Here is a 12,691-nt window from a genome sequence, read left to right on the forward strand (position 1 = left end):
GGGTAGGCTCATAATCAGTGGCCTACAAAGGTGCTACACCCATTCAGGAGAAAGTTATAGGTGATTAAAAACGAAAAGCTTACTTCACTTAAACGAGCAACTGCATATCAAATGGCAGAAGAAGCGTTGCGGGAAAAAATCATGGATGGGTCATTAGCCCCCGGTGATTTACTTCCCGTGGAACATGACCTCGCAGAGCAATTAGGTGTTACACGCCCAACAGTGCGCGAAGCATTGCGTAAGCTGGAGAGTTCAGGTTTAGTGGTGAGAGGACCGCGAAGAAGAATGATGGTAACGGCACCCAGTCCAAGTATTTCTTCTGTTGCGATGCAACAAGCTATTGTACTTCATGGGATAACATACCGCGAACTGTGCGAAGTTAATTTGATGATTGAACCTGTAGGAGCAGGGCTTGCGGCCAAACGAATTACTAAAGAACAGTTACAAAAAATCAAAATTAACTTGGAAAGAACTGCTGCTGCACTCGATAACCCCCTAGAACTGGTAAAAGCTGATATTGAATTTCACGACTTAGTTGCTGAGGCTACTGGGAACAAGGCTGTGTTGTTGGCGCGAGAACCAGTTAGCGATTTTTTATTGCCCGCCTATGGACGCGTAATATCAAAAATAGGAGCAGGTAAACGACTGCTTGAGGCCCACACTAAAATATTCAATGCTTTAAAAGAAGGAAATTCAGAGGTTGCCGAAGAATGGATGGCAAAACACTATCGCGACTTCCTTGTTGGCTGTGAGAAGTCAGGAATTTCCCTTGATGAGCCGATTAGAGAGGTGGACCTTGAGATGGAAATATCTAAATATGAACGAAATCACGACGAGTAAATTAGTGCTATAGCTAGCTTGGTAACAGTCCGCATTTTATCATTTCAACTGGTCTAAGGAGGATTCCTTAGACCAGGGCAGCCAAACTTGTTATAAACAATTTATTATCTAGCTTATTTATGCTTCACAGCCATTATTCTTAATTACGAATGCTAGAAACTTGAAATATATTATTCCTCATTTGGACAAACAGTTGCGACTCGCTAATTGATTGGCAACCGTTTGGCGTAAGCGTCCTAGCCTGTTTTGCACTCAGTTTATCCATCCCCCAATCGTTCAGGATGAGCAGCTTTTTCTTGGCAAGTTTTGCTAGCTGTTGTCGGTAGCTACCATCGGCGTGGCCGATATTCAGCTCTTCAAGGATGTTGACCAAGCCGGTAATATCGCCTTGTGTAATGCGGTTCACAGGCTTGTCTGGCAAATGCACATGCGAAGTAGGTTTTACCGCACCCTGTTGCGCCTGTGACGACAATATTACGGGCATGATGTTATTTTGGGGGAAAGGTCAGTCGTCTGCTGCTTAAAGCAAGGTTTTAAAATTCAATCTACAAAAAATCACTGCCGATAACCTTAATAAATTTTCTGAGCTAGGTACCCTGACGACGATTAAGTAGGGCCAAACCAATCGGATGCCACCTTCTCATGGGTGAAACCATAAAATGACTCTCTGTCATTTCTTTTTTCAAATAGCCGCACCTTTTTGCTATTTACATATTAGGATAATTCGGGCCACCGGTTCCTTCTGGTGTTACCCATGTAATATTTTGACTTGGATCTTTAATATCGCAGGTTTTACAGTGGATGCAATTTTGAGAATTAATAACAAACTTATCACCTTCCTCCGTTTTTTCTACTTCATAAACACCGGCAGGACAATAGCGTTGGGCGGGTTCATTAAATTTCGCTAAATTAACGCTAATAGGAATACGACTATCACCAAGCTTTAAGTGGCAAGGTTGGTCTTCTTCATGGTTAGTATTTGATAAAAAGACTGAAGAAAGCTTATCAAAACTTAGCTTGTTATCTGGCTTAGAATAATGAATCTTTGGCGCATCACTTGCTAATTTTAATTGGCTAAAATCAGGCTTATCATCTTTAAAATTGAATGGTAATTTACCACCCAAAAAGGTTTGATCTATTGTGTTATAAACACCGCCAAAGAATGTACCAAACTTGTGCATGACTGGACCAAAATTACGTGAATTATATAACTCTTGATATAGCCATGAATTTTTAAATTTTTGGGTATATGAGGTTAAATCTTGTTTACCTTCTTCACTCACAATGTCATTTTCAATCAGTGCTTCTATAATTGCTTCAGCTGCCAACATCCCTGATTTCATTGCAGTGTGGTTTCCTTTTATTTTAGCGAAGTTCATTGTGCCAGCTTCGCAACCAACCATTAATGCACCTGGCATAGTCAATTTAGGTAATGAATTAAATCCGCCTTTGGATATAGCTCGTGCACCATAAGAAACTCGCTTTCCCCCTTCAAGGTATTGGCTAATTTTAGGATGGTGTTTATAACGTTGAAATTCTTCAAATGGGCTTAAATGTGGATTTGAGTAGCTTAAATCAATAATTAAGCCAACAAAAACCTGATTATTCTCTGCATGATATAAATATCCACCGCCGCCAGTATCATCATTTAAAGGCCAACCTGCAGAGTGAACAACTAAACCCTCTTGATGTTTCTCAGGAGCAATGTCCCAAATTTCTTTAAAGCCTATCGCATAATGTTGAGGAGACACATCAGCATCTAAATTGAATTTTGAAATTAACTCTTTACCCAGGTGTCCACGACACCCTTCAGCGAAAACCGTATACTTAGCACGTAGTTCCATGCCTGGCATGTAAGAATCTTTCTCTTTACCTTCAGCATCTAAGCCCATATCACCCGTGATAATACCACCAACGCTACCATCGTCATTATAGATGACACTTTGCGCAGGAAAGCCAGGAAATATTTCAACACCTAATTGCTCGGCCTGCTCTGCTAACCAACGACACATATTACCCATACTAGCAATAAAGTTGCCTTCATTGTGCATCGTTTTAGGTACACACAAACTCGGTAACTTAATGGCATTATTTTCACTTGAAAAATAATAAATTTCATCACCTGTAACCGGTGTATTCAAGGGAGCGCCTTTCTCTTTCCAATCAGGAAATAGCTCATTCAAAGCTCTTGGCTCAAAAACGGCACCAGAAAGAATATGCGCACCGACCTCAGATCCTTTTTCAACAACACATACCATAAGCTCTTGTTGTTTTTCCTGTGCCAATTGCATTAAACGACAAGCAGTTGAAAGGCCTGAAGGACCACCGCCAACAATGACTACGTCAAATTCCATCATTTCACGTTCCATGGTATCTCCCCCAAAATTTAAATTTTATCAATAAGAGCTCAAGCAATTGTTTTACTGTGTCTTATTTGTTATTTGCAAAATAAATAATCATTGTCATACAATAGTACATGCAATGCAATGCAATGGCTCTAACTATATTTTAGGGTAAAATCATCGGCTTTCGATAAAGTAAACCGCCACTAATTTTTTAGCCACCGATTAAATAGATAAATTAAAATTAGGCATTTGTGGTCGATAAGCGCTGCCGTGAAGAAGGCATAATTGAAACGGTTAACCGATGGCTACTCGCGGTCACTTGGTTGCTGCCGCGGCACACTTCACACGGCATTCCGATTGAGTTAAGCCTTACCTGAGTTAGAAAGTCATTAATAACATCGCCTTTGCTTAGTTTAAGCTAAACTTTGAATTATGATAATAATGCTATTGTCGTAGCAGTTTTACTTACGCTAAATTTCACTGTACAGAGTAGCGCAGCGCTACCGAAATAGGTGCAAACGCGGCATTCGACGCCGCGCTTGAAACCATGGATTCGGTGGAATGCGTTATCAACAGTACCGGCGATGAATCCTCTTATACGATAGGTGTATTCCTTAAATTAACTCTTCTTTTTCCATCCTTTTAGGCAGTTATATTAAACATAGCGTTCTCTCACAATTACCCTGCTTATGAATTTCACCAGAGTCAATGATTAAGCACTCTAGATCTGTTTTATGAAAAACATAAGAAATAACCGTGTAAAAGAGAGAGGAAAAATGTGTGAATTAACGAAAAATGAAATCGAACACGTTAACGGTGGTATTTTGCCACTTATCGTCGGAGTAATATGTTTAGATGCTGCACTTAATGGGTTATTAGTCACTATGTCAGCACAAAAATAGCGAGGGAATAGTATATGTACGAATTAAATCCAAATGAATGCGTCCAAGTCAACGGCGGCATCATTCCACTTGTATTGGCAGTCGTTGCTGCAGATATAAGCCTAATTGGCTCTATGGTTGGCGCCGGTTACTGGAAAATTAAGTAATATTACAAATAGGGTATATTTAATTTTTTGAATATACCCTTCTATTAAAAGGAACGCTGGATTGAGAATTTTTTATATTACACTCGCTATATTGGGAATAGTCGGCCTTGCGGTGTTTATTGGTACTTTGATTGTTATAGAAAAACCCTTTAGTGAAATAATGATGTTAGTAAATTACGGCGCAGTAAACTTAGTGTTAGGCTATGTTATTGCCAAACTAACAACAAATTAAGGCTTTAAAAGGTCATTTTTATCGCATTTATAAGTTTGCTGAAAAAAGCCGGTATGTCTCCACTTAGGACAGCGAACACTCCCTTGATACAGATCAACCAGAATGAAAATCCAGCCAATTATTTGATAATAATTATCATCTGGCATTTACATACACATATAAGAGAGTTCTAATATAAGTGAATCGGCATCTACATCGATTCGCGATTAACCCAAAAGGGTTACTGAGTCGAAATTCTTGCCGGTGTGTAAATTTATTAATTAACATCGGAAGGGAATTGATTATGTATGATTTTTCTGAAAAAACAGCACTCGTAACTGGCGCAGGCTCTGGTATAGGTGAAGCCGTTGCTCGATTATTAGCCAAAGGCGGCGCTTCCGTCGTCATTTCGGATATCAACCAAACAGCCGCTGAAAAGGTTGCATCATCGATCAACGACGCAGGCGGTACCGCGTTAGTAAAGGCCGCTGATACCTCAGATCATGAGCAAGTCAAGGCAGCCGTTGATTTTACTTGCGCTGAATTTGGTAAGTTGAGCCTCGCTTTCAACAATGCGGGAATTCTAGGCGCAACCGTTCCCACTGGCGAGTTAAGTATTGAAGACTGGAACAAGATCATCAGTATTAACCTAAGTGGGGTGTTTTATGGTTTGCGTTATCAGATCCCAGCAATGTTAAAAACAGGTGGTGGCGCCATCGTAAATACTGCCTCTATTCTTGGGCTCGTTGGTACGCCCAATTTAGCAGGGTATGTGGCAGCAAAACACGGTGTTTCCGGATTAACCAAAACCGCCGCTTTAGAATATTCAGCGCAGGGTATTCGGATTAATTCCGTCCACCCAGGGTATATTGATACCCCGCTCCTGAATAAACTCGACAGACCAACCTACAATGCACTGAAATCTCTTCACCCCATTGGCCGACTCGGTCAGGCTGAAGAAGTGGCTCAGGTGGTTGGCTTCTTATTGTCCGACGAAGCTTCGTTTGTCACTGGCAGCCAATATACAGCAGACGGTGCTTACACTGCGCAATAATGAAAATGAGCTAGCTCCCCATCCTCATGGGGGCTAGCTGTTTTCTACCCAGTTTTTTAAAAGCGCCTTTCACTCCTGATTTTATAAATCATAAAATCCCTTATTTTCCCGCCTTTGCCCCTGTTTGGATAAACACCAAAAAGTAAGTTACATTAGCTGTGTGTAGGGTGATAAACACCATTTCCTGTATTATTAGCGGATTTTAACGTCACAAGACAGTATGCAAAACATCAATACGCCAACCACAAAAGAAGAAAAACGGGACAATTTCATCGGCTGCCTACTTGGCGGCGCTATTGGTGATGCCTTTGGTGCACCGGTAGAGTTTATGTCGCGGGAAAGTATTCTTTCCAAGCACGGTCAAGAAGGCGTTACCCGGTTTTTACCCGCCTACGGCAAAACCGGCGCGATCACCGACGACACGCAAATGACCCTTTTTACCGCCGAAGGCTTACTGCGGGCCTATATTAGCGCACGTCATAACGACTCAACCTCTTGGTTAGGTAGTATTGGCCATGCTTATCAACGCTGGTTGCAAACCCAGTCCCATCCGTCACCGGAATATTTAACCGTATGTCACGATGGCCTACTTTGGCAAATTCACGGTCTGCACGAACAACGTGCCCCGGGTAACACCTGTTTAAATGCGCTGAGCATGTCAGGGCAGTTTGACGAATTTGCATTAAATGACAGCAAAGGCTGTGGCGGAGTAATGCGGGTTGCGCCCATTGGCCTTTTTTGCTGGCGTGCACAAAGCCAATTTAGCCTGGAAGACTGCTTTCACCTTGGCAGCGATGCCGCCCAGCTAACCCACGGTCATCCCACAGGCTATTTAGCCGCAGGGGCTCTTGCCGCAATCATTTATCAAATTTTACAGGGCAACACACTGGAAGAGGCCATTCATTGCGCTTTATCTTTGTTGCAACAAAAACCCGATGCCGATGAAACCATTAGCGCAATACAAATGGCCTTGACCCTATCGACAACAGATAGTGAGCACGTACTTGCTATTGCTGAGCTCGGTGAAGGCTGGGTGGCGGAAGAAGCGCTGGCCATTTCTCTTTACTGCACTCTGGTTGCCAAGGATTTTAACCAGTTGATGAACATCTCGGTCACCCACGATGGTGATTCTGATTCTACCGGTGCCATATCAGGAAATTTATGGGGCGCCATTCATGGCGTAAAAGGGCTTAATCAATCACTGATTGAACAAGTTGAATTCAGCGACACCATCGCCAACATGGCCAAAGATTTATTCGACTTTCCCACTTGGAATATGGAGCTTGATTCGCCAGATCCTGAGGTGAGTTGATCGATTGAGAAAAAATATCCCGGCCATTAATCCGTGGTTTAGGCTTTCAAAGTCGGCACGTTAAAGACGGCTAATTTGCTGCTGAAAAACCTGAAGCTTTCATTAAATTGGCCAGTTGTTCTGTTTGAAGATCACACCACTGCAACCAGGTTTTAGCCGTTGCACTGGGGCTTTTAAGCCAGTGCATTTCCAATGAAACATGAAGCGGTATGGCCAGCGGTATAAATTTACAATGGGTGGTTTGCAAATTACGCACACAACCTGGCACTAATGCCACACTTTGACTGCTCGCGACGTGAGTCAACAAAGCCTGCATAGATATGGGTTCGTCATGTAAATTAGGCTCTACACCTTGCTTATAAAAAGCATTGGTTAAGGTATCGAAAAGGCTAGGAGCGTGTGCTCTAGCAAATAAGGCTAAAGGGTAAGGCGCAAGATCACTAAGCGCCACACATTGCTTTTGCGCAAGAACATGCTCTTGGGCCACCACGGCAAAAATGGGATCATCACACAGATGTTTTCGTTCCACTCGCCCCTCGTTGCTTCCTTCCGCCCGACGGGAAAAACCAATATCCAGCAAGTTATCATTAAAAGCATTTAACTGTTCAGCGGCGGTTAATTCGTAAATTTGAATATCGATGTTAGGTTCGTGCTGCCTAAAACTTCTTAGCATTTGAGGCAAAAAGTGTGCGCAGGCTGAACTCACATAACCAATACGCAACACGCCTTTTTTACCTTCAGCAATAAGCTGGGTATCGGTTTTGGCCGTATCGCAATGGGATAAAATGGCTTTTGCATGATTAAAAAAAGCTTCACCTGGCACCGTAAGCTCCACATTTCGGGTATTTCTCGTCAATAAAGCTACACCGAGTTCTGCTTCTAGTGCTGTAATGTGTCGACTAACAGCACTTTGAACTGTATGTAACTGGGTTGCCGCCACAGAAAAATTACCACTACGAGCCACAGCAACGAAGGTTTTTAAGTGTTTGAAATTCACATTTATGCCACTAGAAGATTAGTTCTATCATTTTATATCATTTAAAGTATTAATTGCATACCCGTATCATAGGTGCATATTCACTTTCATTGAGAACATCATGGCACTATCTAAAACTGGAGAATTAACACTATTACTTGCCGCAACTCTTACCATTATGGTTGGTACCTCATTGGCGCCCGGTCTGTATAGTATAGCTACAGCACTGGGTGTAAAAGAGTACGCTCCCCTACTTATTACATTACCCGCACTAGGCGCCATTCTTTTCGCGCCTTTATTCGGTAAATGTATAGATCGTATGGGTTCGCGCAAAACCTTACTGCTTTGTTTAATCGGGTATTTTATTACCGGGACAGGCGGCGCCTTGTTATATGGCCCCGTACCCATTGCCTTAGATCGCATTTTACTAGGCGGCTTTGCCGCGGGCATTATGGCGGCCGGCACTGCAGAGATTTCTCTGTGGTATACAGGAAAAGCCCGTTTAGGCATGATCGCAAAACAAGGGATGGCCGTTGAATTCGGTGGCGTTATTTTTCTTTTTGTCAGCGGACTGTTAAGTGAATTTGCCTGGCACAGTCCGTTCTTGCTCTATGGTTTAGGTTTTATCTGCGCCGTTATGTGCGTGCTGTACATTCCTGCTACCCAAGTTAATCGACCTAAAACAAAACTCCGTAGCCAGAACACAAGTAAAAAGATGCGCCATATTATGAGCACGACCTTTTTCGCCATGATTTTATTTTTCAGTTTGATCATTAGCCTGCCAGGTCATATGAGTACCCTTGGCTTTAGCAGTTCGCAAATTGGCTACTTATTGTCTTCTATTTCATTAGTAGCAGTATTCGCCGCCATGGTTATGCCTCGTGTCGTTACAGAAACGTCCGAACGCACTACCATCATCTTAGCGTTTTTTAGCTATGCCATTGCCCACGTGCTTTTCGCGAGCAGTACGTTTACCTCGGTATTTATTGCTGGCGCAATTTTCGCGGGGATTGGCTTTGGTTTTTCTACACCCTTACTGACGCACTCAACAGTAGAAATTAGCTCAGATACGAACCGCGGTCACAATTTATCCCGCTTTGCCATCGCGGTGTTTACCGGACAGTTTGCCACTTCCGCTTTGGAATTGATCCACCTGCCCAAAAGTATGATCTTCTATGTTTGTGCGTTTATTTCTGTACTCTGTATACTGGCTTTAGTAATTAGGGCACGTCCAATTCCGGCAACCAAGGGATCCCTATAAATTTCACTAAAATACAACGCTTTATCGATGAAAGGAGAAGGAACAATGCGGTTAGGTATTTTAATTGGGCTATGCTGGTGTCTGTTTCATTTTACTCCGGCTAGCGCGTCACCTGAAACCGTCTTAGATCAACTTCATCAGGCAGCAGCTGACGCAAATTACGAAGGGTATTTTAATACCTTTGCTGAGAACGGGGTATTTATTGGTACCGATGCGTCAGAAGTGTGGACGGTAGACGCCTTTAAAGACTACGCCAGACCCATTTTTGCCGCCGGAAAAGGCTGGGTGTATCACCCTACAAAACGTCATGTTTATTATTCAGAAACGGGAGAGGTGGCCTGGTTTGATGAGCTTTTAAATAGCGAAAGCTATGGCCAATCCCGGGGGACTGGGGTGTTGGAAAAGCAAAATGGCGAATGGAAAATTGTTCAATACCATCTTACTTTTCCCATACCTAACCCCATTGCGAAAAAACTCACTGACGAAATTAAAGCCTTTCAACAGCAACAAAGCCAATGATGGCTTAATACCCTGTATTAGACTGGGTTAGGGGCTGAATTTTTAACTCAACACGTCGGTTAATCTGGCGATTTCCCGCCGAGGTGTTTGGCACTTTTGGTTGATACTCGCCTAATCCCACGGTGGTGATCCGGGTCGGATTCACATTAAAGGAAATCATCAGATTTCTTACCGACTGGGCACGCCGCTCTGATAATGCCTGATTATAGGCTGCCGAACCGGTATCGTCAGTATGCCCTTCAATGAGCAAAACGGTTTTCTCGTACTGATTAACAATAGTCGCCACATCCCCAAGCACAGGATTGAAATTAGGGCTAATTGCCGCGCTATCTGTGGCAAAGGTAATATCACCGGGCATGATCAACCGTAAATTATCGCCTTCTCTGACAACCTGTACACCGGTATCGGATAATTGCTCTCGCAGCTCTTCTTCCTGTCGGTCCATATAATTGCCGATGGCGCCGCCGGCAATGGCACCCACAGCCGCCCCCCATGCGTAGCGGCTTTTATCATTGTCGCCGGTGGCTTTACCTAACAACGCGCCCACAACAGCGCCAATGGCAGCTCCCTTCTGGGTATTTGATGGATCACTGGCACAGCCCGCTGTGCTCAACGCAACGGCTAATGCCCCTACGGTAAATAATTTTTTCATCATTGCCTCATAGCATAAATACAAATTAATTAGAGTAAACAGCAATTGTTGTTCCACCCTTTACACTAACGAATAAGTTATTAAAACCCTTATGAATATAAGCTGAATGGAGCTATACAAAGCTCCCTGTGAACCCCTAAAAAAGATAAGGTGCATATTAGAGATGTAAACATTGGTGGATGTGGCTTTATTGCGACAGTCTAGGTAGAGATACTTTGCTTAAAGAATTGATTGAAATCTATTTTATAGTCACTGGCTTTCACGGCTTTTTCTATTTTTATCCGATTATCCTGAGACAGGTTAATATCCTTTGGTGGCAAATAATGATTACCGGTCAACGAGTAAAAGACCTTAACGATGGGGCATAATGGAGAATCCGTGTGAGTAACAACCATGGCCAGACGCTCATTAGATAATTTAACCAGACTGCCTACAGGATAAATCCCCATACATTTAATAAATTGTTGTACTAATTCTTTATCCAGTTTGTGCGGCGACTCATTAATGAGTATAGAGAACGCCCGCTGACTCGGCATACCGGCTTTGTAGCAACGATCTGCGGTAAGGGCATCATACATATCTGCAATGGCAAGCATACGTCCCGCTTTACTGATATCTTTGCCTTTTGTTCCGGCAGGATACCCTAAGCCATCTAATCGCTCGTGATGCTCACTGACGGTTCTTATTAGCTCTGGACTAAGTTCGACTTCTCGTAGCGCTTCTACGCCATATTCAACATGCTTTTTCATCACTGCCATTTCATCGTCATCAAGTCGACCTGGCTTGTGCAGTATTTCATCAGGAATGCGGATTTTCCCCAAATCATGCAAAAAACCAGATATGGCTAGCCCTTGTACATACTCTTCATCCATACCGATGTAACGGGCAAAATTGGCAGAAATAATGGCCACGTTTAATGAATGCTCTAAAAGGTAATCGTCTTTTTCCCGAATGCGCGTAAGACAGAGCAGGGCATCGGGGTTTCTATCCACAGACTCCACTAAACTGTGGGAAAAGGTTTTTGGGATCCGATCATCAAACGGCAACCCTTGTTCAACCGCCTCAAGCAGCTCTTTTTGGATCTTTTTACCTTGATGATAAAGAGTTTCAGCCCGATCAAGTTCAATACTAAAGTTTACTCTGGGTTTCTTAGCTTTGCTTTTTACCCCTTCACTTTCAGGTAGCGAAACCGTTTCTTTTTCTTCATCAGGCGTAAATTGTTTGGACAAATCGATCACAACTTTAAGAACGCCACGCTTACGCAATGCAGTTACAATAGATTGGCTGGTAACTCTTCCTTGTGATTTTATCTTAATTTTGCCCGATTGCTTGGCAATCTGATTCACATACATACCAGGCTTTAAGTCACCAATAGATATAATTTTTAGATCGCTTTCTGCCACTTCGTTTGTCCCTGATGATACCGAGTACTTATCCTTTATTAATTATACGTGTTTTAGAAATAATTTAGGTATAACTAATATACGATAATTATAGTTTGTATACGTCAAACCACTTAATATTTTAATCGATGGAGTAAATCGTGGAGTTCGGGTTGCCACTGGTATTGTTTAAGTGTAATACGGTAACCAGATATCGCCACACCTTCACTCAGTAAACGCTGCTTTTGTTCTTGTGCTTGCTCGGAATTTGCCGCAAAGGCAATTTTGCCATCTGAACGCAATATGCGATGCCATGGAATAGACATATCATGATCCGCTTTTTTTAAAGCTTTACTCACTAACCGTGCTCTACCTGGTAGCCCGGCCAAATCGGCAATCTGACCATAAGTGGCAACCCGACCTACAGGTATAATCATCGCCACTGAGAGAATTTTTGTTATGCTATCAGGTACAGACATATTTAGTGATCACCACAGTTAAAGGCCCCATGCGACAATATTGCAAACAATGTCATTTCCCCGCTAGTACCTGCCTCTGCTTTGCAATACAGCCAATCCAATCATCAGTAAAAGTACTCGTTATACAACATCCTAAAGAAGTACATCATGCGAAAAACACCGTACGGTTACTTAAACTTTCGCTACAGAATCTTGTGGTACTTATTGAAAACCAGGATGACTTTAAAACACAATTAACTCATTACCTTAACCTAGCAAATTATCCAGCAATAATTTACCCTTCACCAACTAGCTCGCCATTAGAGCAGATGAACAACAACACGCCCCATGATCTGCTTATTCTGTTTGATGGGAGTTGGCGTCAAGCCTATGGGCTTTGGTGTCGGCATAAGCAATTACACCTATTGCCCCAATACCATTTTTCAGCGCCGCCTAATAGCACTTATACCATTCGTCACACCCAGCGCGATAACAGCTTATCGACCTTGGAAGCCGTCGCTTACACCCTGTCCCATACAGACAGGTGCGATGTTAGGCCCTTATACAATTTGCAAGATGCAATGCAATTACAGTGGCAGGGCCCAGCAAATCATCAGCGCAGGTAAATAACGG

At 42.8% G+C, this 12,691-nt stretch carries 15 protein-coding genes; 8 read left to right on the plus strand and 7 right to left on the minus strand.

Annotation, left to right across the window (positions count from 1 at the left end):
- The first annotated feature begins 60 nt into the window (after positions 1-60).
- Positions 61-840 carry a FadR/GntR family transcriptional regulator gene (locus V5298_RS04610; RefSeq protein ID WP_332930301.1) on the plus strand — a complete coding sequence of 260 codons (780 nt, stop codon included), beginning with the start codon at positions 61-63 and terminating at the stop codon, positions 838-840.
- Between the two features lie 139 nt (positions 841-979).
- Here V5298_RS04610 and V5298_RS04615 read toward each other — a convergent pair whose 3' ends face one another.
- The 3 genes from V5298_RS04615 to V5298_RS04620 all read right to left on the minus strand — a co-directional run bounded on the left by V5298_RS04615 (position 980) and on the right by V5298_RS04620 (position 3,209).
- Entirely contained in the window at positions 980-1,246 is a 267-nt protein-coding gene (locus V5298_RS04615; protein WP_416351145.1) for an ATP-binding protein, read from the minus strand.
- A complete protein-coding gene (locus tag V5298_RS21020) occupies positions 1,197-1,313 on the minus strand; it encodes an ATP-binding protein (protein WP_416351146.1) in 117 nt (38 codons plus the stop codon). Before V5298_RS21020 ends, V5298_RS04615 begins: the two co-directional genes overlap by 50 nt.
- A gap of 234 nt (positions 1,314-1,547) precedes the next feature.
- Positions 1,548-3,209 carry an electron transfer flavoprotein-ubiquinone oxidoreductase gene (locus V5298_RS04620; protein WP_332930303.1) on the minus strand — a complete coding sequence of 554 codons (1,662 nt, stop codon included), beginning with the start codon at positions 3,207-3,209 and terminating at the stop codon, positions 1,548-1,550.
- A gap of 710 nt (positions 3,210-3,919) precedes the next feature.
- Here V5298_RS04620 and V5298_RS04625 point away from each other — a divergent pair.
- The 4 genes from V5298_RS04625 (at position 3,920) to V5298_RS04640 (ending at position 6,810) form a co-directional block, all read left to right on the plus strand.
- Complete coding sequence (locus tag V5298_RS04625; protein WP_332930304.1) at positions 3,920-4,087, plus strand: class IIb bacteriocin, lactobin A/cerein 7B family; 168 nt, start codon at positions 3,920-3,922, stop codon at positions 4,085-4,087.
- Between the two features lie 14 nt (positions 4,088-4,101).
- A complete protein-coding gene (locus tag V5298_RS04630) occupies positions 4,102-4,233 on the plus strand; it encodes a class IIb bacteriocin, lactobin A/cerein 7B family (RefSeq protein ID WP_332930305.1) in 132 nt (43 codons plus the stop codon).
- 515 nt (positions 4,234-4,748) lie between these two features.
- Entirely contained in the window at positions 4,749-5,498 is a 750-nt protein-coding gene (locus V5298_RS04635) for a glucose 1-dehydrogenase (RefSeq protein ID WP_332930306.1), read from the plus strand.
- A gap of 220 nt (positions 5,499-5,718) precedes the next feature.
- The gene (locus V5298_RS04640) at positions 5,719-6,810 is read left to right on the plus strand and encodes an ADP-ribosylglycohydrolase family protein (RefSeq protein ID WP_332930307.1); all 1,092 of its coding nucleotides are present in this window, start codon (positions 5,719-5,721) and stop codon (positions 6,808-6,810) included.
- Positions 6,811-6,880: 70 nt separating this feature from the next.
- On the opposite strand, the gene V5298_RS04645 is transcribed toward V5298_RS04640, so the two are convergent.
- Entirely contained in the window at positions 6,881-7,807 is a 927-nt protein-coding gene (locus tag V5298_RS04645; protein ID WP_332930308.1) for a LysR substrate-binding domain-containing protein, read from the minus strand.
- A 100-nt stretch (positions 7,808-7,907) separates the two neighbouring features.
- Between V5298_RS04645 and V5298_RS04650 the strand changes: the two genes are divergently transcribed.
- Together V5298_RS04650 and V5298_RS04655 are read left to right on the plus strand one after the other, a co-directional pair.
- Positions 7,908-9,047 (plus strand): MFS transporter, encoded by a 1,140-nt coding sequence (locus tag V5298_RS04650; protein WP_332930309.1) that lies wholly within the window; start codon positions 7,908-7,910, stop codon positions 9,045-9,047.
- A 45-nt stretch (positions 9,048-9,092) separates the two neighbouring features.
- Positions 9,093-9,566 carry a nuclear transport factor 2 family protein gene (locus V5298_RS04655; RefSeq protein ID WP_332930310.1) on the plus strand — a complete coding sequence of 158 codons (474 nt, stop codon included), beginning with the start codon at positions 9,093-9,095 and terminating at the stop codon, positions 9,564-9,566.
- Between the two features lie 4 nt (positions 9,567-9,570).
- Here the strand turns inward: V5298_RS04655 and V5298_RS04660 are convergent, their stop codons facing one another.
- From V5298_RS04660 to V5298_RS04670, 3 genes are all read right to left on the minus strand, one after another.
- Positions 9,571-10,218, minus strand: coding sequence for an OmpA family protein (locus V5298_RS04660; protein WP_416351147.1), 648 nt, complete (start codon positions 10,216-10,218; stop codon positions 9,571-9,573).
- Positions 10,219-10,418: 200 nt separating this feature from the next.
- Positions 10,419-11,621, minus strand: a complete 1,203-nt coding sequence (locus V5298_RS04665) for an HD-GYP domain-containing protein (protein ID WP_332930312.1) — start codon at positions 11,619-11,621, stop codon at positions 10,419-10,421.
- A gap of 113 nt (positions 11,622-11,734) precedes the next feature.
- On the minus strand, positions 11,735-12,079 hold the full coding sequence (locus tag V5298_RS04670) for an MGMT family protein (RefSeq protein ID WP_332930313.1): 345 nt from the start codon (positions 12,077-12,079) through the stop codon (positions 11,735-11,737).
- A gap of 29 nt (positions 12,080-12,108) precedes the next feature.
- Between V5298_RS04670 and V5298_RS04675 the strand changes: the two genes are divergently transcribed.
- Positions 12,109-12,684 carry a tRNA-uridine aminocarboxypropyltransferase gene (locus V5298_RS04675; RefSeq protein WP_332930356.1) on the plus strand — a complete coding sequence of 192 codons (576 nt, stop codon included), beginning with the start codon at positions 12,109-12,111 and terminating at the stop codon, positions 12,682-12,684.
- Positions 12,685-12,691 lie beyond the last annotated feature (7 nt).

It is taken from the genome of Alteromonas sp. 14N.309.X.WAT.G.H12 (assembly GCF_036697315.1).
Lineage (GTDB): Bacteria > Pseudomonadota > Gammaproteobacteria > Enterobacterales > Alteromonadaceae > Alteromonas.

Coding starts and splice junctions, on each gene's coding strand:
- V5298_RS04620 (WP_332930303.1), bottom strand. CDS start 3,209: ATGGAACGTGAAATGATGGAATTTGACGTAGTCATTGTTGGCGGTGGT.
- V5298_RS04625 (WP_332930304.1), top strand. CDS start 3,920: ATGAAAAACATAAGAAATAACCGTGTAAAAGAGAGAGGAAAAATGTGT.
- V5298_RS04630 (WP_332930305.1), top strand. CDS start 4,102: ATGTACGAATTAAATCCAAATGAATGCGTCCAAGTCAACGGCGGCATC.
- V5298_RS04635 (WP_332930306.1), top strand. CDS start 4,749: ATGTATGATTTTTCTGAAAAAACAGCACTCGTAACTGGCGCAGGCTCT.
- V5298_RS04640 (WP_332930307.1), top strand. CDS start 5,719: ATGCAAAACATCAATACGCCAACCACAAAAGAAGAAAAACGGGACAAT.
- V5298_RS04650 (WP_332930309.1), top strand. CDS start 7,908: ATGGCACTATCTAAAACTGGAGAATTAACACTATTACTTGCCGCAACT.
- V5298_RS04655 (WP_332930310.1), top strand. CDS start 9,093: ATGCGGTTAGGTATTTTAATTGGGCTATGCTGGTGTCTGTTTCATTTT.
- V5298_RS04660 (WP_416351147.1), bottom strand. CDS start 10,218: ATGAAAAAATTATTTACCGTAGGGGCATTAGCCGTTGCGTTGAGCACA.
- V5298_RS04670 (WP_332930313.1), bottom strand. CDS start 12,079: ATGTCTGTACCTGATAGCATAACAAAAATTCTCTCAGTGGCGATGATT.
- V5298_RS04675 (WP_332930356.1), top strand. CDS start 12,109: ATGCGACAATATTGCAAACAATGTCATTTCCCCGCTAGTACCTGCCTC.